Genomic DNA, 21,289 nt, shown 5'->3' with positions numbered 1-21,289 from the left:
GCTAGAGGCATGTCTGTTTTAGGTCTGGATCCACTACCGCGCGGGGTAATCCTCGCCGCCACGCCGCTGGGAAACGTAGGAGATGCCTCCGCGCGTTTAATGCATGCCTTGCAGCATGCGGACGTCATCGCGGCCGAAGATACGCGGCGCGTGCGTAATCTGGCCCAGGCCTTAGGGATCGAGATTTCCGGGCGGGTGGTGTCCAATTTTGATCACAATGAAAAGGACCGAGCCCAGCAGCTTATCGACGCCGCCGCGTCAGGCACCGTCCTCGTCGTCACCGATGCCGGAATGCCGATTATTTCTGATCCAGGCCTGTCCCTTGTGGCCGCGGCGGCCGAGCGCGATATTCCCGTGACCTGTTTTCCCGGCCCGTCCGCAGTGCCGACGGCCCTGGCACTTTCGGGCCTGGGCGTGGGGCACTTCCTTTTCGACGCCTTTCCTCCTCGCAAGCCCGGTCCCCGCAAGGCCTGGCTGGAATCACTGCGCAACGAAAAGCGAGCCATTGTATTCTTCGAATCTCCTCACCGCGTGGCCGAAACCCTGGCCGAAGCAGCGGAAATTCTCGGCGCCGACCGCCCGGCCGCGGTGTGCAGGGAACTGACCAAGACCTATGAGGAAATCCGCCGCGGGAATTTGGGCGAGCTTGCCGAGTGGGCAGTAGACGGCGCTCGGGGAGAGATCACCGTGGTGATCGAGGGCGGTACGGCCGCTGCCGCTACCGCCGCGGACTTGGTGCCCAAGGCGCTCGAGCTAGCGGAGGCAGGGATGCGGCTGAAGGACGCGTGCAAGCAGGTTGCCAAAGGTACTGAGGTTTCCAACCGCGAGCTTTATGATGCCGCTTTAGCAGCCCGCAAGGACTAGTCCCTACCGCCTATTCGATTACGTCACACCCCGTAGCGCGCGTAGATGGCTTCACTAACGGGGGCTTTGTAATTGAATTGTTATAGTGCTCGGGCGTGTGGGCGGCTTAAAGCGGTATTTACATGGGGAAATGAAGCGTAAAAACCTTTCAAATTATCGTGGAAAATCCCTGGGAAACGGTGTTGAGCAGCGAAGTTTCTACGTGCTTCGTTTGATAATTGAGTAGTTCCGCACCACTGTATAGCTCATGACAAACTCGGAAAACATGGGCACAGGCGCGCCAGAAGAAGGAAAGGAACCGGTCGGCGCCCAGGCGCAGCCGGCCTCTGCTTCTTCGAGCGGGCAGCCTATTGAGAATTATCAGACTGTAGACGAACAGCTGGACGCACAATCTGCCACCGGCCAGCTTCAGGATATGATTCACTCCGATGGTTTCCACCCGGAGCGCTATGACGATCCTGAGGTGGAAATCGCGGCCGATCGTGACAATATGCCAATCGATTGGTCCATCGTGGGCATCGCCGGTGTTTTGATCGCCGCCATCGTTGTGTGGGGCCTGGCCGCCCCGGATAACTTTGCCAACTTCTCCTCTTCGGCCCTGACCTGGGTCGTGGATAACTTCGGTTGGGCCTATATCCTCTTCGGCACCGTCTTCGTGGTGTTCGTTGTCTTTATTGCCGCCTCCAAGTTCGGCTCCATCAAGTTGGGCCACATTAATGAGGAGCCGGAATTTTCCACCCCATCGTGGATTGCCATGATGTTCGCCGCCGGCATGGGCATTGGCCTGATGTTCTACGGCGCTTCCGAGCCGTTGGCCAACTACCGTGACGGCACCCCGGGCGAGGGCACTGGCAACGTTGGATCGTCCATGGCCTATGCCATGTTCCACTGGACGCTGCATCCCTGGGCGGTCTACGCCATTGTTGGCTTGGCCATCGCGTACTCCACCTTCCGCATTGGCCGCAAGCAGCTATTAAGCCAAGCCTTCGTGCCGCTTATCGGCGAGCGTAACGCCAACGGTGCGGTGGGCAAGTTCATCGATGTCCTGTCCATCTTCGCCACCGTCTTCGGTACCGCCTGCTCCCTGGGCCTGGGTGCCCTGCAGATTCAGGCCGGCCTGAAGGCATCCGGAATCATCGATAACCCCACCAATTCCGTGGTTATCGGCATCGTGCTGGTCCTTACCCTCGCATTCCTTCTGTCCGCGATGTCCGGTGTGGGCAAGGGCATTCAGTACATTTCCAATGCGAATATGGTCCTCGCCGCAGTGTTGGCGATCTTCGTGTTCATTTTGGGCCCGACCGTTACCATCCTGAACCAGATTCCTGGCTCCATTGGTAATTACCTCAACTACTTTACCGAGATGATCGGCCGCACCGCCGAGTCCGAAAACGGCACCGCCGGTGAGTGGCTGTCCGGCTACACCATCTTCTACTGGGCATGGTGGGTTTCCTGGTCCCCATTCGTGGGCATGTTCCTGGCGCGCATCTCCCGTGGCCGTTCCGTCCGCGAGTTCTGCCTGGGCGTCCTGCTCATCCCAGCCGGCGTATCCACCCTGTGGTTCGCTATCTTCGGCGGCACTGCTATCCACATGGAGCAAAACGGTGAATCCATTACCGGCGAGTCGGCTGAGGAAGAGCTGTTTAATCTCCTGCAGTCCATGCCCGGCGGCTTCGTTGCCGGTATTGTTGCAGCGGTCCTTCTGGCTACCTTCTTCGTCACCTCTGCAGACTCCGCGTCCACGGTTATGGGCTCTATGTCCCAAAATGGTGCTTCTACCGCTAAGCCGTGGCTATCCGCGGCATGGGGCGCACTGACTGCCTTGGTAGGCCTGACCCTGCTCTTGGCTAATGAAGACGCGCTGTCTAACCTGCAAAACGTCACCATCGTCGCTGCACTGCCGTTCCTGTTCATTGTCGTTGGCCTGATGTTCGCCATCTACAAGGCTCTGAGCGAGGATGTCATTTACCTCGAGTACCGCGAGGCACAGCAGTTCCAGCGCAAGATGGCCCGCGAGCGCCGCCTGCACCGCGAATACCAGCGCACGCAGGTACTTAAGAAGCGCCGCAACGAGCGTCTCAAGCACCCGATGAAGCGCAAGTAATTCGCGTCCTTTGCGGTTGCTTTCATAGCGCCCATCGTTTCCTCAGCAGTGGGGAAGCGGTGGGCGCTTTGTTCTGAAAATGCGGTTCACCTGCGGAGTAAATGTCTGCCCTAATCGTGTGGGCACGAGCTGGCTTCGATACAGTAGAACCCATGACTGAGTCTGTAGTAGTAAATGTTGCCTGGCCCTATGCCAACGGCCCGCGCCACATCGGCCATGTGGCCGGCTTTGGTGTTCCTTCTGACGTCTTTGCACGTTTCCAGCGAATGCGTGGCCGCAACGTACTCATGGTCTCCGGTACGGACGAGCACGGCACTCCGTTATTGGTTCAAGCGGACAAAGAAGGCGTGTCCGTTCGCGAGCTCGCAGACCGCTACAACCGCCAGATCGTCACTGACCTAGCCAACCTCGGCCTGTCCTACGATCTCTTTACTCGTACCACCACCCGTAACCACTACTCCGTGGTACAGGAACTCTTCAAGGGCCTGTATGCCAATGGCTACATGCTCAAAGAGACCACCCAGGGTGCTATTTCGCCGTCTACCGGGCGCACCCTGCCGGACCGCTATATTGAGGGCACCTGCCCCATCTGCGGCGCGGATGGCGCCCGCGGTGACCAGTGCGATGAGTGTGGAAACCAGCTCGACCCGGTGGACCTGATCAACCCCGTATCCAAGATCAACGGCGAGACCCCAAAGTTCATTGAAACCGAGCACTTCCTACTGGATCTGCCCTCCATCAAGGATGAGCTGCAAAAGTGGCTGTCTACCCGTGAGGACTGGCGCCCGAACGTCCTGAAGTTCTCCCTAAACCTGTTGGAGGATATGCGCCCGCGCACCATGACGCGCGATATTGACTGGGGCATTCCGATCCCCGTTGAGGGCTGGCAGGACAATAACGCCAAGAAGCTCTACGTGTGGTTCGATGCGGTCATCGGTTACCTGTCTTCCTCTATCGAGTGGGCATACCGCACTGGTCAGCCTGAAGCCTGGAAGGACTTCTGGCAGAACCCGGAGGCCCGCCACTATTACTTCCAGGGCAAGGACAACATCACCTTCCACTCCCAGATCTGGCCGGCCGAGCTTTTGGGCTATGCAGGCAAGGGCAACAAGGGCGGTGAGCTTCACCAGTACGGCGAGCTGAATTTGCCAACGGAAATTGTCTCCTCTGAGTACTTGACCATGTCTGGTTCCAAGTTCTCCTCGTCCAAGGGCGTTGTCATCTATGTCAAGGATTTCTTGGCGGAGTTTGGCCCAGATGCCCTGCGTTACTTCATCGCCGTGGCCGGTCCGGAAAACAATGACACGGACTTTACCTGGGATGAATTCGTCCGCCGTATCAATAATGAGCTGGCCAATGGCTGGGGCAACCTGGTCAACCGCACCGTTTCTATGGCGTTTAAGAATTTCGGTGAGGTTCCAGCACCAGCAGCGCTGGAAGAAAAGGATAAGAAAATCCTGCAGCTGGCGGAAGAGACTTTCGAGACCGCCGGTTCTTTGCTGGAACAGTCCAAGTTCAAGCAGGCGATTACCGCTATCATGCACGTCGTCGGCGAAGCCAACGCTTATATTGCAGACCAAGAGCCATGGAAGTTGGCTAAGGATGAGACCCAGCGCGAGCGCCTAGCTACCGTGCTGTGGACTGCTCTCCAGGTGGTTTCTGACTGCAATGTCATGCTCACACCGTACCTGCCGTTTACCGCGCAGAAGGTCCATGAAACCTTGGGCCGCAGCGGTGTGTGGGCAGCCCAGCCGGAGGTCCATGATGTCAAGGACGATATCCCGGTAGAGCTCGTTGGTGCTGGCTTGCCGCCAGAGGGTCATGAGTATCCGGTCATCATGGGTGACTACACCCAGCAGCAGGCAAAGTGGGAGCGCATCCAGGTAGAGCCGGGCACCGCCTTGGCCAAGCCGAAGCCGCTCATCTCAAAGCTCGACCCAGAGTTGGGCGAGACGGGCCCAGAGTGGGCGCCTGTTACTAAGTAACAGCACCTAAAATGGCCGCGTTATTGCCCTTTTCCAACAAAGAAAAGGGCAATAACGCGGCCATTTCTGCATTCCGGTCAAGAAAAGGAGCACGAAGTACCCGAATCCTTGCCGGGAAGGGTGGTTTAGCGCTCGAAATCGCGCTGGAGGTGCACCAAGCCGAGGCGGACGCCATCCTTGGTATGGATATTTGGCATACGGCCGGTCTCGGTAAAGCCGAACTTCTTGTGCAGGGCAATAGAACCCTCGTTGGTATCAACGATATAGGTGATCATCGTCTGCACGTAGGCGTCGTCGGCGGCGAAGTCCATGAGGGCGTCGAGAAGCTCGGAGCCCACGCCCTTGCCCTGAGCGGAGGAGGCAATGTAGACGGAGTCTTCCACGGTGCCGTAATAGATGGCGGGGGTCACGAACTGGAAGTAGGCCGCCCAGCCAATGACTTCATCATCGTGCACGGCTACGAAGACCGGGGAGCCGGCCTGAAACATCTCCTTGAGCCACTCTTCGCGGTCAGAGACATCTTCTTGCCACGTGACCAGGTTAGCGGCGGGTTTCGCTGCGGAGCCGGCGTTGTAGATTGCGGTGAGTGCGGGGGCGTCGGCAAGCTCAGCAGGACGGATATGCATAGAAATTCCTTTACACCAGAAGTTGTAGGTGGGTGAGGCTCAACCAGTGATCGAACTTGTAGCAAACCTCTTTAAGAGTACCCACGTTTTCAAACCCGAACTTTTCATGCAACTTTAGCGATGCAACATTGGTGGAAACGATAAGGGCGAGCAAGGAATGGACCTTATCATCGGCGCGGGCCGCATCTACCAAGGCGCCAAGCAACGCAGTGCCCACTCCCTGGCCCTGAGCGGCGGGGGAGAGATAAATGGTGGTCTCATAACAGCCTGTCCACACCTGCGGATCGCGGTAAGGATGGTAGAGCGCCCACCCCAGGTAGGTGCCAGTATCGGACTCCGCGATGAGACACGGGCAGCCCTCTTCCCAGATGTGGCGCAGGTAGGCCTCGCGCTCTGCGATGCTGGCGGGGCTCGCGCGGAAAATGACGTCGGTGTGTTCGATGGCCCAGTTGAGGGTCTCGGTCATGGCGGGCACATCCGCAAGGCCAGCGGGTCTGATCAACATGGCAGCCAATATTACAATTGCCTACATGGCTAAAAAGAAGCGACGTCCCACTCCCGTTCCGGCACCGGGCCTAAGCGGCCTCATCGATGCGCATACGCATCTGTTTTCTCACAAGGACACTGATGAGGTGCTGGTCGATCGCGCGCGTACCGCCGGTATTAGCCGCATGGTGACGGTGGGCGATGACCGCCGCGAATCGGCAGCGGCGCTGGCTACTGCACATTCCTTTCCGGATGTTTATGCCGCCTGTGCCATCCACCCAGTGCGCGCCAACGAGTTGGATGCACCCACCAAGGTGGCATTGGAGGAGATGGTGGCGGATCCGCGCTGCGTAGCGGTGGGAGAGACCGGCCTCGATGCCTATTGGGCCAACCACGAGCCGGAGACCACCGCGACCATGGCCCAGCAGGAGGAATCCCTGCGCTGGCATATTGACCTTGCGGTACGCCATGGCAAGACTTTGATGATCCACAACCGCGAGGCGGATGCGGACTTAATGCGTATTCTTGCCGACGCCCCCTCACCCGACACCGTCATGCTGCACTGCTTTTCCTCGCCGCTGAAAGTGGCAGAGGAAGCCCTGGAGCGCGGCTACGTATTGTCCTTTGCCGGTAACGTCACCTTCAAGCGCAATGCCGAGCTGCGGCAGGCGGCAGCGAAGGCGCCGGCCGGCCAACTTCTGGTGGAAACCGATGCGCCATATATGACGCCAGAGCCCTACCGGGGCCAGCGCAATGAACCGGCTCTTATTGGGCACACATATGAATGCATCGCTCGCGTTCGCCACCAGACGGTGCAGGCGCTAGCGGCGGAGGTAAACGACACTTTTGATCGCGTTTACGGCCTTCGCTAACGCCTAGGTGACGGTTTTCACAAAAATGAAACCCGCTGGTCAGAGGTGGCGGGGGTGTTTGGTGTGGCGGTTGTGTGGCCAGTGAGGCGTGTGGTGGATTAGCCCTCGACTTTATCTTGCTGTTATCGTATCGTTATTAATCGTTCGTTTAGGTTCTAAGGTCGTGCAGCGCCACCCTCGGTGCGGCAGCAGCGGATCTGAGCAAGGGAATTGCCTGCGTGGACTTCTTTGCTGACCTAAACTCTTGTAATTGTTGAAACCTGCACTACCGGAGATTCATTCAGCATGTCACCTCATCAGATCAAGCGCCTCAATAACTCCCGCTCGCTGCCACTGCGTCTGGCAACGGGTGGCGTATTGGGCACCCTGGCCGTCGGCGGCGTGGTAGCCGTTGCGGCACAAAAGGACGTCACCGTGGACATCAACGGCGACAAGGTGGAGTTGGCTACCTTTGCCAAGGATGTCGACGGCGCGCTGGAGGCAGCCGGCGTGCAGGTGAGTGAGGAAGACATCGTCTCCCCGGCCCCGTCCGAATCCGTGGGTGATGGCGATGAGATTTCCGTGCGCACCGCCAAGCCGGTGGCCGTGACCATCGACGGTGTGCAGCAGCAGCTGTCCACCACCGACCTCACCGTTTCTGACCTGCTGGGTAGCCTCAACGGCGTGGTCAAGGGTGCTTCCGTGAAGTCCGGTGATGCTGACGTGGACGAGGACGCCCAGCTGGAAGAGGGCATGGACCTTGAGGTTGTGTCCCCGAAGATCGTCAAGATTAATGATGGCGGCAAGGTAACCTACACCAAGATTGCCGCTAAGACTGTTGAGGACGTTCTTAAGGCCCGCAATATCGACGTTGATGACGATGACCGCGTCTTTCCGTCCAAGGAGACCAAGGTAACCGAGGGCATGTCCATCAAGGTGGACCAGGTTTCTACCACCGTTTATGACTCGGAAGAAGAGTTTGACGCTGAGCCCAACTTTGTCGATGACCCGGAGCTGGAAGAGGGCACCGAAGAGGTCCGCGAGGAAGGCGTTAAGGGCAAGCGCGTTATTACCCACAAGCTGGTAATGAAGGACGGCGCTAAGGAATCCAATGACGTCATCAAGGAAAAGGTGACCGTCGAGCCTAAGGCTGCCACCATCGCCCGCGGCACCAAGAAGGCCGAGGAGGAAAAGCCGGAGGAGGGCGGCAACTCCGGTGCTGCTGCCCCAGCGGTAGCCGATGGCTCCGTCTGGGATTCCATCGCGCAGTGCGAGGCCACCGGTAACTGGTCTATTAATACCGGCAACGGCTTCTCCGGTGGTCTGCAGTTCACCCCATCCACCTGGGCCGCGTTCGGTGGCACCGAGTACGCACCGGAGGCATGGCAGGCTTCCCGCGAGCAGCAGATTGCCGTGGCAGAAAAGGTGCAGGCAGCGCAGGGCTGGGGCGCATGGCCGGCATGTACTTCCAAGCTGGGCCTGCGTTAAACCGCAGCGCTTCTTGGCCGCACACCCACTGTGGTGTGCGGCCTTTTTGTCTCTTCTACTAAGTTAGAAGGCATGACTGATTCCACCGGCGCCGCGCTTTTGGGTCCCGTAGAGATTCGCGCCCTCGCGGAGAAGCTCGACATCGTGCCCACCAAGAAGCTGGGGCAGAACTTTCTGCATGACCCGAATACCATCCGGCGCATCGTCGCTGCGGCGGAGCTGGATCCCACAGATCGCGTCCTCGAGGTGGGCCCCGGATTGGGCTCGCTGACCCTTGGCTTGGTTGAGGCCGTGGGGGACGTGACCGCGGTAGAGATCGATTCCCGCCTAGCCGCGCAGCTGCCCGATACCGTGGCAGAGCGCGCCCCTGAGTATGCGCCGCGCCTGCGCGTAGTGGAAAAGGACGCGTTGCGCGTGACGGATTCTGATGTCACGGAGCCGACTGCCCTCGTGGCCAACCTGCCGTATAACGTCGCTGTGCCGGTTCTACTGCATTTGCTGGAGACATTCCCCTCCATTCGCCGCGTGCTGGTGATGGTCCAGTTGGAGGTGGCGGATCGTCTCGCCGCCCAGCCGGGCAGCAAGGTTTATGGCGTGCCCTCGGTCAAGGCGGGCTTTTATGGCAAGGTCTCCAAGGCCGGCACGATTGGCAAGAACGTTTTTTGGCCGGCGCCCAATATTGAGTCTGGGCTGGTGCGCATCGATGTCTTTGAAGATGCTCCTTGGCCGGTTACCGATGAGTCGCGGGCTAAGGTCTGGCCGGTTATCGACGCCGCCTTTGCCCAACGCCGTAAGACCCTGCGCGCGGCATTGTCCGGCCACTTTGGTTCGGGTGCCGCCGCCGAGGAGGCCCTGCGAGCGGCGGATATCGATCCGAAGCAGCGCGGTGAGAAGCTCGCCGTGGAGGACTTCGTACGATTGGCAGGAATCTAAATGAGTGCACCACTAGATAGCGATCCATTCGTCTATACCGCGCGCGCTCACTCCAAGGTCAATATTCACCTCGGCGTGGAGGAACCGCGCGAGGATGGGTTCCATGAGCTCGCCAGCGTCTTTCAGTCTTTGGAACTGCATGACACCGTGACGCTCACGGACTTGGGTAATCCCGAGGTGGATAAGCCGCGCATTCAAGGCTTAAAGGTTACGGGCCCTCATGCACAGGGCGTGCCAGAGGACTATACAAACTTGGCGTGGACCGCGGTAAACCGCATCATGCAGTACCTATACACCACCCATGGGCCGAAGGCGCTGCCAGAGGTAGCGCTGGAAATCCACAAAGCCATCCCTACCGCCGGAGGCATGGCGGGCGGCTCTGCTGATGCGGCCGCCGCGTTGCGCTTAGCCGAGCGCTGCTATGGCGGCTATTACAACATCGACTCGGTGGGCGAGCCGATCTTGGACGCGCTAGGCGCGGCGCTGGGCTCGGATGTTCCCTTTACCTTGTTGGGTGGCACCGCGCTCGGTACGGGGCGCGGCGAGCAGCTGACCCCGATGATGGCGCGCGGTACCTACCATTGGGCGCTCATCGCCTCGGACCGCGGGTTATCTACCCCGCAGGTCTTTCACAAGCTGGATGAGATGCGAGAAAAGGGTCGCGGCGGCGCGCCGCACATGGATACCGCGGCGGTATCGCAGGCGCTCATCTCAGGCGACCCGCACCGGGTGGCAGAGCACTTGCATAATGACCTGCAGCCGGCGGCGCTTTCCCTGCGCCCGGATCTGCGTAAGACGCTGGAGGCGGGTGTGGCCGCCGGAGCCCTCGCGGGCATTGTCTCCGGCAGTGGTCCGACCTGTGCCTTCCTCTGCGCTGGGGCAGAGGAGGCTAGGGAAGTGGTCTCCCAAGTGACGGTAGAGATTCCCGGAACCAAGGGTGTGGCTACCCATGGACCCGCCAGCGGCGCCGTGGTGCTGTAGCTAGAGCACCGTCATCTCGGTGGGCTCAATGTCGAGGTCGAAACGGTTGACTTCCTTTTCTTGGAGAAGGTCGATGACCACGAGCTGCTTCTTTTGGGCGTCGGTAATAAAGGCGTAGCCATCGGCAGCCTGCAGGATGGGCCCCGGCTGCTGCCATTCCTTATTTTCCTTCCACCTGGAGATGACATCGATCTGCGAGGTGATTTCGCCGGAATCTGGGTCGATGATGTTGAGTTTGCCGTCGGTAGTGAGCACCAGTGCCTCGCCCAGCGGGCCGCGGGCTAGGGAGCGGAACCAATAGGAAGCATCGAGGTCAACCTTCTTCGCGGAAAAGTCCTTAGTATCCACCAGGGTCACGGAGGTGGGGCGCTCGAGTTCTGCATCCTCGTCGGTCTTATTATCGGCCAGAATGACATCGGATTCCTCCGATCCGGCAGCATTGCCCGAGCGCTGGTAGCCGCCTGCGCCGGCATAGGCGGAGGTGTCCACCTTGTGGAATTTTGTGCCATCGAAGATTACAGGGCCGTCCTCGCAGCCGAAGAAGATATTGCCGTTTCCAGCGGCGGCCTCGCCGTGCACGCCAGGGCACTTGGTGGTTTCAGTAAGGACCTTGCCCTCCTTATCCAGATGCTGGATAGTGTGGCGCTCGTCCTCGGTTCCCTTGGTGATAACTACCGAGCCATCCTTCAGCGGTACAGCCACGCCGTGGTGTGCGGCGCCGGTGTCTACGGTATTGACCGGCTGGGCATCGTCGTTGCCCATGTCTTCGGTCTTGTAAATTTTCGCTACGCCATCGCCATCGGAAAACAGTGCGGTAAAGCCGTCGTGGTGGACCACGTGGCCGGCATGGGGTGCGTTAATAGTGGCGTCGCCAAGCGAGGGCTCAGCGGTGTAGTAGTGGTTGTGATCGCCGTGGCCCTTGGTGATGCGCCCGGTGTCGTAGGTGAGGAAGCTATCGCCTTTGGTGACCATGACGTGGCGGTCGTCGCCGGCATCGCTCAGGCGCAGGAAGGCATTCATTTTGTCCTCGCCGATTACCTTGCCGGTCTTGGCGTCATAAGTTCGCAGACCCTCCGCGTGGGAAATGACAATGCGGGTGGGCAGCTGGGCTACCTCGGTCTCGCCCTCCTCGGCTTCGAAACCTTCGTGCGAGTGCCCGGCGTGGTCATGGCCGTGCTCATGCTCATGGTCGTGCTCGTGAGCGTGGTCCTCCTCGCTGTGCGCGTGGTCGTGGGAGTGCAGGGAGTCCTTTTCCTCTTCGGTGGGGGCGGAACAGGAGGTAATGGCTACTGCCGCGGCAGAGAGCACCGCGCAGAGGGAAAGTGTGTAATGCTTCATACATAGGCACACTATTGGACGTGAAAATCAATAGCAATAGGTTGGAGGAATGCGGGGGTATGTGCAGGGAGGTATTAAGATGGACACTCGTTATGGCAAACCTGATTAACCTCGAGCGAGTCAGCAAAACTTATGGATTAAAAACCCTCCTAGACGGGGTATCCCTAGGTGTGCAAAGCGGCGATCGCATCGGCATCGTCGGCGTTAATGGCGGTGGCAAAACCACCCTGCTGGAGGTGCTCACCGGCATCGAGCCGCCCGACGCCGGCCGCGTATCCCATACCTCTGATTTGCGCATGGCTGTGGTTACCCAGCGCTTTGACCTGCCCGATGAGCTGACCATCGCGCAAGTGATTATTGAGCCGCTGGAATTGGAGACCTATGAGTGGGCCTCCAATGCCAAGGTGCGCGATGTCTTGGGCGGGCTGGGCATCGTAGATCTGGGGCTCGATACTCCGGTGGGTTCGCTCTCCGGTGGGGAGCGCCGCCGCGTGAACCTGGCCGCCGCGCTAGTGCAGGATTTGGACCTCGTGGTGCTCGATGAGCCGACCAACCACCTCGACGTGGAAGGCGTGCAGTGGCTCGCGGACCACCTGCTCAAGCGCAACCTGGCCGTGGTCGTGGTTACTCACGATCGCTGGTTCCTCGATACCGTGGCCACGTGGACCTGGGAGGTACACGATGGCGTGGTCGATACTTACGAGGGCGGCTACAACGACTGGACCTTTGCCCGCGCCGAGCGTGCCCGCCAGGCCGATGCCATGGAGCAGCGCCGCAAGAACCTCGCCCGCAAGGAGCTGGCCTGGCTGCGCCGCGGCGCACCGGCGCGTACCTCCAAGCCGCGCTATCGTATCGAGGCCGCTGAGGCGCTGATCGCCGACGTGCCGGAGCCACGCAATAAGGTCGAGCTCATGGCCTTTTCCAAGCAGCGCCAAGGCCGCGTGGTTATCGAGCTAGAGGATGCCACCGTGCAGTCTCCGGACGGTCGCACCTTGGTAGATCACCTCACCTGGCGCCTAGCCCCTGGCGAACGCATTGGTTTGGTGGGTGTTAATGGCTCCGGAAAAACCACCCTGCTGCGCACCTTGGCCGGCGAGTACGAGCTGGCGGCCGGCAAACGCATCGAGGGCCAAACCGTGCGCCTCGGTTGGCTGCGCCAGGAACTCGATGACTTAGATCCGCAGCGCCGGCTTATCGACGCCGTCGAGGACGTCGCCACCTATGTCCAGCTCGGTAAAAAGGAGCTTTCCGCCTCCCAGCTGGCCGAGCGCTTGGGATTTTCCGCCAAGCGTCAGCGCACCCCGGTAGGTGACCTTTCTGGTGGCGAGCGCCGCCGCTTGCAGTTGACCCGCGTGCTGATGGCCGAGCCCAATGTGTTGCTGCTGGACGAGCCCACCAATGATCTCGATATCGATACCCTGCAGGAACTGGAGTCTCTCCTGGACTCCTGGCCAGGCACCATGGTGGTCATTTCGCACGATCGCTACCTCATTGAGCGCATCGCGGATAACACCTACGCGCTCTTTGGCGATGGCAAGCTCACCAACCTTCCCGGCGGCATCGACGAGTACCTGCGCAAGCGCGCCGCACTTGAGGCGCAGCAGAGCTCCGGTGTGCTCAACCTGGGAGAAAAGAAGGCAGACAACGCTGCACCGAAGCCAGAAAAGAAGCTCTCGTCCCAGCAAGAGCGCGAAATCACCAAGAAGATGAACGCCCTCGAGCGCAAGATGCAAAAACTGGAAAAGGCGGCCGCGCAGATCAATGAGAAGATGGCCACCGCTGCGGAAAAGGTTGATACCCAGGCCTTGACCGAATTGGATGGAGAACTAAAGGAAAACCGCAGCGCCTACGAGGAATTGGAGATGGAATGGCTGGAGTTGGGGGAGAAACTCGAAGGGTAGAAGCCCACATCGCCGATATTGTCAGCCACCTTGACCTGTGGGGCATTATCGGCGCCGCAGCGCTTTTTACCCTGGGGCTTACCCCATCCATTCTGCCGCGCGATTGGCTCTACCAAGGGCTCGTCTCCGGCATCGCCGCAGGACTCGGCTATACGCTGGGCATCGCCCTCAAGCTCGTGTGGTACCGGCTGGTGGTGCGTTATGTGGCGCCTCGGCATGCCTGGCTCGATGCCGCCACGTGGCCAGCTCGGCGCTACCGCCTAGCCTCCCGCATCGCCACCGCCGCTTTTGTGGTGTGGATGATAGGCTTCGCGATCTTTGCCGTGCGGTGGCAGCGCCAACTCGCAGATGCCTTGTCCGCACCGGCACCCACCATTGCCAGCTATGTGCTGGTGGTTCCGCTGGCACTGGCGGTATTTACCGCCTTTCTTTTCCTCCTGCGCCTGCTTCGCTTTTGCGTGCGCTGGCTTTCCGGCCACTTTCCCCAGCGCTTCCGCGCCGCCTACCGCGTTGTGGGCGCGGTACTCATCGTGGCACTGGTGGGCACGTATACCGTGGAAAACCTCATTCCCGGCGCCATTGTGGGTGTGGGGGAAAGAACCTTTACCGCCCAAAATGCCGAACCCGATCCCGCAACGCAGCGTCCCACGTCTGCTGAGCGCAGTGGCTCCCCAGACTCCCGCGTGGACTGGAATGGGGTGGGACTACAGGGCTCGCGTTTCCTCTCCTCCGGTGCACACCGCGCGGAATTGGAAGAGGTTACCGGAAAGCCGGCTAAAGAACCCATTCGCGCCTATGCCGGCCTGGGCAATCGCGCCTCTAATGAGGAGCGAGCGCAGCTGCTTATCGACGAACTCGAGCGCACCCACGCCCAAGACCGCAAGGCGCTGCTGCTTATTATGACTACCGGAACCGGGTGGGTGTCTTCCTATTCCGCCCAAGCCTTCGAGCTGCTCTATGGCGGAGACACCGCCATTGCGGCCGCCCAATACTCTGCCATGCCCTCGGCCTTGCATTTCCTGTCCGGCGGCGGCCAAGTAGAGCGCGCCGGGGAGGAATTCATCAACCCTATCGTGGACTGGTGGAACGGGCTGCCGGAGGATAAACGCCCGAAGCTCTACCTCTACGGCGAATCCTTAGGCACCACGGGCATTGAGGCGGCCTTTTCCGGGGTGCGCGATATCGCCAATTCCGTCGACGGCATCCTATTGACGGGGCCGCCGCACTTTAATCGCTTGCGCACTCAGTTTGTGGAGCGCCGCGACCCTGGCTCTTCTGAGATAACTCCCGAATACGCCGGCGGCCTCGTCGTGCGCTTTGCCAACGATGACGCGCAGGTGCGCCAATGGGGCACGGTGCCAGAAGAGGAGTGGGGACGCACCCGCATGCTCTATATCCAACACCCCTCGGATCCGGTGGCCTGGTGGTCACCACAGATGGCCTTTAAGGAGCCGGATTGGATGCGCGAGCGGACACCTTATTCTGCCAAGCGCGTGATGCAGTGGATGCCCCTCATCTCTTCCCTCCAAGTTGCCGCCGATCTGCCCGGCGCAAAGGACGTACCCGATGGGCACGGTCATAACTACGGGGCATCGGTGCTCGACGGCTTTGCCGCCATCGCTGGTCCAGACGTGGCAGGAGCCATTGACCCCGATGAGCTGCAACGCCAATTTGCCGCGCTCGACGTCGGCATATACTAAGTGCGCTTTAGCCAAACAATGCTGCGATGACCAGCATCGCAGGAAGCGACAGGAACGTAGTGAGAAAGACCGTATCCCGGGCCACGGTTTCTCCTACCTCATAGGTGGCGGCATTGTTATACACATTCTGTGCCGTAGGCAAGGCAGCCAGAATCAATGCCGCATATAACTCCACGCCGTTTAGCCCCAGCGCTGCGCCCACGGCCAGCGTGAAAGCGGGCATGCCCACCAACTTCAATACCGTCGCGGTAAGGGTGGGCAGACGGTCCTCCTCCAACAGCCCGTCGCCCTTTAACGAGGCACCAAAGCTCATCAGGATCATAGGAATAGAGGCGCCACCTAATATCTCCAGCGGCTTCATCACTACATCCGGTACCTGCCACTGCGCCGCGGAGACAATAAATCCCGCCACCGCAGCCAACACCACAGGCGCGGTAATCCCTGCGAGCACGGAGTTCCATATCGATCGCAGGCTCGTGCCCTGCGCATTGAGACCCGCGATGATAAACGGGGAGAGCACCGCCATCTGGAGAACCAATGCTGGGATGACGTAGGTGGCATCACCAATGGCATAGGTGGCAATGGGCAGGCCAATATTGACCGAGATGTAGTAGCTCGCCGCCGCAGCGATCACGGCCACCACTGGGGATGCAAACGCGGAGGTGTTGGATGTAGCCACGCTGGAAAAGACGAGTGCCGGAGTAGCCGCCCAGAAGGCCGTGCGATTGAATTACAAGCACCCCTCGCCCTGCCGATAACACCCCTGTGAGCCAGCACAAACCTGACGCCGATGACTATTAAAATAATCGCGAACCCGGTCAATACGTCCAGCAGCAGTCAATAACCTTTCGCAGTACTCCAAAAGCGCGGTGAGGATATAGTCTCACCATCCGTATTCCCTCAAGACCACAGGGAGCATAACAAAGTTGTATCGAAATACCTGCGCAGCCCGGAAACTCCTTCCAGACCGCCGGCCACCTATGGCACGGTGGAGGGCATGAAGCTTTCTCACCGTGCAACCGTAGCCGCCCTGTCCACCGCTCTTGTCATTACTGGTACATCCACCGTGGCCTCTGCTCAGCAGGCCTTGCCGCCGCAGATTCAGCAGGCTTCTTCGCAAGCTCAGCAGCTTTCTTCTGATCCTTTCGCCGCTGTGCAGGATTTCCGCCTCACCTTGCCACCGCAGGCCTATGAGCTGGCCGAGAAGTACAATATCTCGCTGCCAGAATTCCTGGCCAAGCCAGCGGGCCACACACCCAAGGTCGCTGGTGAGTTGGGGGCCGCCACCACCGCCCACCTCGAGAAGGCTGGGCACCGCAAGGACTCTCACGCGACCGCCATCGCCCAGGAATGGGCCAACCAGGGTGCCGCCGGCAAGCTCGACTACAAGGGCGGGGTAGCCCACGGCCTGAATCACAAGGATGAAGGCCAGGGTTCTGTTCACCGTCTCACCGAGCAGCAGGCACAAGACCGTCTGAACTGGTTTAACCGTGATGTACCAGTCAACGCTGGTTCCGCACACGGCTTTGGTGTAGCAACTGCTTATGACGGAACCTACATTTACGTTGCGGAGTTCTTCCTCAACTAAACTGCATTCCACTAGTCCCGATTTCACCGCATTCGTGGCCTCTATCTGCAGCGATGACGAGGCTGCACGGTGCCGGTAGGATCGGGGCATGATTTTGATCAACGTACAGTTCCACGTTAAGCCCGAATACGCAGAAACCTTCCTCGAAGAAATCAATTGGTACACCGAGGCCTGCAATGCGGAGCCGGGCTGCATCGACTTCAAGTGGTTCCGCGATCCAGAAGACCGCCAGCGCTTCCTGCTGCTGGAGTCTTACGCAGACGGCAAGGACGTAGAGCACGTCCAGAGCGAGCACTTCCAGCGCTCCTGCGAGGAATTCCCGAAGTACCTCGTGGAAACCCCGGATATCATTAACGTTCACATCGATGGCCGCACCGGTTGGGACAAGATGGGTGAATTCTCCGTCGATTAATCCCAACGAATAAAGCTCGCCCTCTACCGTGATGTAGGGGGCGAGCTTTATCTATGCCTAGGCGCACCAGCGCCCTTCGCGCTCACAGCGGATGCTGCTGCTAGCGGAGCACACCTTCCGGTGAGCGCGAAGGGCGGGAGGGGAGGGAGCTAGGCGCTTTCCGACGCCCCGCCCCGCGCCGGCCTGTGCTTTACTGCGGCACGCACTGAGAGGACACAGTCTTGTCGCCATTCGAGTACTGCTTTAGAGCATCGTAGAAGGCATCCGAGTACTCGCCGGTGCGCTCCGGCATCGGGTGGACGCCATCGGAGTAGAGGATCTCCGGGTTGCTCTGGGCATGTCCGCACCAGTCAGCGATATATACGTTGTCGTATTCCTTGGCGGCGTCGAGGACATCCTGTTGGGATTGGGCCATCCATTCGCGGTCACCATAGGGAACAGCCATGACAACGGTGTGGTCCTCGCCGATGATGTCCAGCGCTTCCTTAATTTGGTCCGGGAAGGCAGGGCCGTTAGTACCAAACCCGAGGAAGACGGTGTCGCGCAGCTGGCCGGAATCCTTGAGCTGCTGCAGAACCTGGATACCCGCAGTGTAGTGGCGGGATACATCTGCATCGACGTAAATCTGCGGGAAGCGCTGCTTGAGGGCGCCACTGGAAGCCAGCATCACTGAGTCGCCGACAGCGGTGATGTCTTTGCCCTGCGGCATCGGGCGGGTCTTCTTATCTTTCGTGGCAGCCTTATCATCGTTGTCCTCAGCAGGCGGCTGTGGGGCAGTGTTGTTCGGCTGCGCCGAGGCATTGTTGCTGCTCTGGTTCTGCTGCTGGAGCTGCTCCAGCTGCTGTTCCAACTCGGTTTTATCGCTGGAATTGACGACGCCGTAGACTACGCCGGCTACAGAGGCAACGACCAGGAATGGGACTACCGGCCACATGGTCTTGCCAAAGCCATCGCGCAATTCGCTAAATCCTGGGCGGGAGGACCAGTAGGTCTTCCATGTCTTCTTATAGCCGCCGCGGCGGAACGGATTCTCAATGAACTGATAGGAAATCTCGGACAGGAGCAGCGAAATAGGCACGGCTACAAGGCCCAGGATCCACGATTTATCGGAGTTCTGGTTGCCCTCGAAAAGTGCCTTGAGCATCATAATGACCGGCCAGTGCCAGAGATACAGCGAGAAGGATCGCTGGCCAAACCAGCGCATGACCTTGGTCCTAAAGAGCGGGGTCATCGGGCCGTATTCGCGAACCACGCCCCACACCATCAGGACGCCAAGCACGCTAGTGAGGAAGAGCCCACCCCGGTAGGTGATCTCCGCGTCATCCGGCATGAGGAATAGCTGGACACCGTAGCCGATGAGCGCCACAGTGCCGATAATTCCGGCGATGCGCGATTCGGCTTTGCCTGCCGCTGCCCACGAATCCGCCTGCGGGTCGGACTTGGTAGAGGTCATCAGCAAAGACAGCACGGCGCCTGTGAGCAGGCCAAAAGCATGGGTATCAGTGCCGTAGTAGACGCGCGTCGGGTCTTCACCCGGCACGTAGATGAGCGCCATGGCCACGGCGGAACCGATAGCTAAGACTGCGGCTACGAGGATAGGAAGCCTGCGCGGCTTGCGGCGAGAAATCAGGAAAACGCCGGTAATAAGAAGCGGCCAGATGACATAGAACTGCTCCTCCACGGCCAACGACCAATAGTGGGCAAAGACCTGAATCTCATTGTCCGCAAAGTAGGACTGGGAGGTGGCGATCTGGGTCCAGTTATTGACAAAGAATAGAGTACCCAAGAACTGCTGGCGCAAGCCGACCGCTAGGTCCCCGCCTATCCATGCCACCAAAGCGGTACACATGACCAGGACGGATACAGCGGCTGGGAGGATGCGCCGGAATCGACGCACCCAGAAGTCCTTCAAGCTGATTGTGCCGGAGGTACGGAATTCGCGCACCAGCAACGAGGTGATGAGGAATCCGGAGAGGACGAAGAAGAGGTCAACGCCCAAGTAACCACCGGGAAGTAGGGAAGGGAAGAAGTGGTACAGCACCACGGCAATAACTGCGAGGCCGCGCAGTCCATCCAGCCCCTTGACCTGGCGCAGACGGGCGTGGCGCTTCTTCTTAACTACCTTGCTCTCTGGCGGCGTAGCCAGCGCTTCAGGATCCTTGGCCTGCTTTTGTAGCGGATACTTAGACTTAGTATCTACCTGCGTGCTCGAGGCTTTCTGTGATGCTGGCTTTTGCGCAGCTTGTTGTGGCTGGCGCGGTGCCGCCTTTGCCTGTGGCTTTTCAGGGGCTGGATGTTGCTTCTTCGACGGTTGTGCCTTCTCCCGCTTTTTCTCAGCGGCGGCAGCGGCGGCGGGCGTACCCGCCCCAGCTGCTACAGCGCCTGTCGCAGCGGACTTGTCGGCCTTTGCAGGCGCCGTCTTCGCAGCGGCTTGAGGCTCGGCCTTCTTCGGCTGGGGTGAACCAGGCTGTTGCTTTGCCTTGGGCTTTTGGACGGCTCGCGACGGCTTTTGCTGGGCCGGGGTAGGAGTGCCCACCTGTTGTGATTTGCGGGCCAAACCGCGACTGATATCGGAGGGCTTAACCTGCGGGCGGCGCTTTGTTGCCTTCTTGGCCTTATTTTGCGGCGTCGCTTCCTTTGCCTTCGGCTGTGGCTGTTGCTTCTTCGCCTGTTGCTTGGACTTTTCGTCCTTAGAGGAGGTCCCTTGCTGCGATTTCGGCTGGACTATCTTGTTTCCATTGTCGGCAGTCTTGTTCTGCGCCGGCCCAGCTTTCTGCTGGGATGCATCGGCTGGAGTCTTTGGCGCAGCTACCTTCGGCTTGGGGGTCGTGGTGCCCTTTTTTGGCGCTGGAGCGCTAGGAGTCGAGACCTGTGGGGCAGCCTTCTGCTTTGCAGAGCCGGGAGTCCGTGCTGATCCTTGGCCCTTGGACGGTTGCGAGGACCTCGACGACTGCGCATTCTTTTTCGGCGCAGGTTGCAGCTGTGGTTGCTGCTTTGCCGAGTTTGCCGGAACGCGCTTGGGGGAACGTGGGTTCTGCGCTTGCTGCTGGCCGGTGGCCGGCTTGGATTTAGCCGGCTGGGATTTCTGCGGCTTTGCCGGTTGCGGGGAAGCCTTCTTCGCGCTGGAAGAAGAGGACGGCTTGGGCGTCTGCTTCGGCTTCTGGGTAGTGGGTTGAGCCTGAGGTGCGGGCTTTACCGCGCCTTTCTGAGAGGGTTGGGCGTCAGGCTTCGCGGCCGGCTTTGGGGAAGTACTGCGGGTAGACGGAGTCTTTGGGGAGTTCTTAGACGGGGTGGTGCTAAAGCTTGCGCCGCGGCGTGGTCGCTGAACCGGTTCGTGCGCTTTGCGCTGTGGCTTCTTGTCCTGAGCAGGCGAGTCTTGTTGCTTTTTAACAGCTGTTTTGGGGGAGGATTCTGCCTTGTTTTGCTGTGTGGGGGATGGCTTGGCGGCAGAACCTTGGGCTGCAGGCTTGGTCTTTGGTGCCTTGGCTGCAGGCGATGGCGAGGCGGACTTAGCCTGCTGCGGTTTTGCGGAAGTGGCCTTGCTTGCCTGGGATTTTTCAGTGCTGGGCCGTGTAGTGTCCTTAGCCGCGGGCTTGGCGGCAGGCTTCGCACCTTTCGGCTTCGCAGCAGCAGGCTTGGATTCGGAAGCCTGTGCAGCTTTTGCCGGGGTGGGCTTGCGCGCAGGTGCCTGTTTAGCTTGGTTCTTGGACTCGCCGTCCTTAGCGGTGCGGTCCTGGGGCTTGCCCTTTGGCTCGGTGGATTGGGCACCCGTGGTGGATTCGGTGTTGGCCGATTTCTGGGGCGCAGAATCCTTGTTTTTAGGGGTCTGGGGCGCACTGGTTGAGCCAGCTTTGGGCGGTACTGGCTGATAGACCGGTGTGCGTGGTTCGTTCGAACGCCCAGGTTTCTTCTTCCCCAGCAGTGAGCGCAAAATTTGCTTCACAAAAACTCCCAAAGCACTACGTATATTTTCTAAACGGACTATTTTAGCCTGCGCACCAGCACTTCTCCCCATGCAGGGGAGTAACGGTG

Annotated in this window: 15 protein-coding genes and 1 pseudogene; 11 read left to right on the top strand and 5 right to left on the bottom strand. The window is 59.7% G+C overall.

Annotated elements, in window-relative coordinates:
* Positions 1–9 precede the first annotated feature (9 nt).
* The 3 genes from rsmI to metG all read left to right on the top strand — a co-directional run bounded on the left by rsmI (position 10) and on the right by metG (position 4,953).
* Entirely contained in the window at positions 10–864 is an 855-nt protein-coding gene (gene rsmI, locus QP915_RS01745) for a 16S rRNA (cytidine(1402)-2'-O)-methyltransferase (RefSeq protein WP_284766860.1), read from the top strand.
* 247 nt (positions 865–1,111) lie between these two features.
* Complete coding sequence (locus tag QP915_RS01740) at positions 1,112–2,968, top strand: BCCT family transporter (protein ID WP_284767685.1); 1,857 nt, start codon at positions 1,112–1,114, stop codon at positions 2,966–2,968.
* Between the two features lie 152 nt (positions 2,969–3,120).
* Positions 3,121–4,953, top strand: a complete 1,833-nt coding sequence (metG, locus tag QP915_RS01735) for a methionine--tRNA ligase (RefSeq protein ID WP_284767683.1) — start codon at positions 3,121–3,123, stop codon at positions 4,951–4,953.
* Positions 4,954–5,078: 125 nt separating this feature from the next.
* Here the strand turns inward: metG and QP915_RS01730 are convergent, their stop codons facing one another.
* Positions 5,079–5,579 (bottom strand): GNAT family N-acetyltransferase, encoded by a 501-nt coding sequence (locus tag QP915_RS01730; RefSeq protein WP_284767680.1) that lies wholly within the window; start codon positions 5,577–5,579, stop codon positions 5,079–5,081.
* Positions 5,580–5,589: 10 nt separating this feature from the next.
* Complete coding sequence (locus tag QP915_RS01725) at positions 5,590–6,084, bottom strand: GNAT family N-acetyltransferase (protein ID WP_284767679.1); 495 nt, start codon at positions 6,082–6,084, stop codon at positions 5,590–5,592.
* On the opposite strand from QP915_RS01725, the gene QP915_RS01720 reads away from it, so the two are divergent.
* From QP915_RS01720 to QP915_RS01705, 4 genes are all read left to right on the top strand, one after another.
* Positions 6,083–6,937: a TatD family hydrolase gene (locus QP915_RS01720; protein ID WP_284767676.1), complete on the top strand. Its 855-nt coding sequence runs from the start codon at positions 6,083–6,085 to the stop codon at positions 6,935–6,937. The two genes, QP915_RS01725 and QP915_RS01720, sit on opposite strands and share 2 nt — an antisense overlap.
* 285 nt (positions 6,938–7,222) lie before the next feature.
* Complete coding sequence (locus QP915_RS01715) at positions 7,223–8,404, top strand: resuscitation-promoting factor (protein WP_284767674.1); 1,182 nt, start codon at positions 7,223–7,225, stop codon at positions 8,402–8,404.
* Positions 8,405–8,476: 72 nt separating this feature from the next.
* Positions 8,477–9,337 (top strand): 16S rRNA (adenine(1518)-N(6)/adenine(1519)-N(6))-dimethyltransferase RsmA, encoded by an 861-nt coding sequence (gene rsmA, locus QP915_RS01710; RefSeq protein ID WP_284767672.1) that lies wholly within the window; start codon positions 8,477–8,479, stop codon positions 9,335–9,337.
* On the top strand, positions 9,338–10,318 hold the full coding sequence (locus QP915_RS01705; protein ID WP_284767670.1) for a 4-(cytidine 5'-diphospho)-2-C-methyl-D-erythritol kinase: 981 nt from the start codon (positions 9,338–9,340) through the stop codon (positions 10,316–10,318).
* On the opposite strand, the gene QP915_RS01700 is transcribed toward QP915_RS01705, so the two are convergent.
* Positions 10,319–11,656 carry a hypothetical protein gene (locus QP915_RS01700; protein WP_284767669.1) on the bottom strand — a complete coding sequence of 446 codons (1,338 nt, stop codon included), beginning with the start codon at positions 11,654–11,656 and terminating at the stop codon, positions 10,319–10,321.
* 92 nt (positions 11,657–11,748) lie between these two features.
* On the opposite strand from QP915_RS01700, the gene QP915_RS01695 reads away from it, so the two are divergent.
* Together QP915_RS01695 and QP915_RS01690 are read left to right on the top strand one after the other, a co-directional pair.
* Positions 11,749–13,557, top strand: coding sequence for an ABC-F family ATP-binding cassette domain-containing protein (locus tag QP915_RS01695; RefSeq protein WP_284767667.1), 1,809 nt, complete (start codon positions 11,749–11,751; stop codon positions 13,555–13,557).
* Positions 13,524–15,257, top strand: coding sequence for an alpha/beta-hydrolase family protein (locus QP915_RS01690; RefSeq protein WP_284767665.1), 1,734 nt, complete (start codon positions 13,524–13,526; stop codon positions 15,255–15,257). Before QP915_RS01695 ends, QP915_RS01690 begins: the two co-directional genes overlap by 34 nt.
* Positions 15,258–15,264: 7 nt before the next feature.
* On the opposite strand, the pseudogene QP915_RS01685 reads toward QP915_RS01690, so the two are convergent.
* Positions 15,265–16,091, bottom strand: a pseudogene (locus tag QP915_RS01685) (AEC family transporter).
* Positions 16,092–16,254: 163 nt separating this feature from the next.
* On the opposite strand from QP915_RS01685, the gene QP915_RS01680 reads away from it, so the two are divergent.
* Both QP915_RS01680 and QP915_RS01675 read left to right on the top strand, forming a co-directional pair.
* Positions 16,255–16,845: a hypothetical protein gene (locus QP915_RS01680; protein WP_284767663.1), complete on the top strand. Its 591-nt coding sequence runs from the start codon at positions 16,255–16,257 to the stop codon at positions 16,843–16,845.
* An 88-nt stretch (positions 16,846–16,933) separates the two neighbouring features.
* Positions 16,934–17,257 (top strand): putative quinol monooxygenase, encoded by a 324-nt coding sequence (locus QP915_RS01675; protein ID WP_284766873.1) that lies wholly within the window; start codon positions 16,934–16,936, stop codon positions 17,255–17,257.
* Between the two features lie 190 nt (positions 17,258–17,447).
* Here QP915_RS01675 and QP915_RS01670 read toward each other — a convergent pair whose 3' ends face one another.
* Complete coding sequence (locus QP915_RS01670) at positions 17,448–21,200, bottom strand: acyltransferase family protein (RefSeq protein ID WP_284767661.1); 3,753 nt, start codon at positions 21,198–21,200, stop codon at positions 17,448–17,450.
* Positions 21,201–21,289: the final 89 nt, after the last annotated feature.

It is taken from the genome of Corynebacterium sp. MSK158 (assembly GCF_030229085.1).
GTDB lineage: Bacteria > Actinomycetota > Actinomycetes > Mycobacteriales > Mycobacteriaceae > Corynebacterium.
This window is presented reverse-complemented; position numbering and strand designations above follow the sequence as displayed.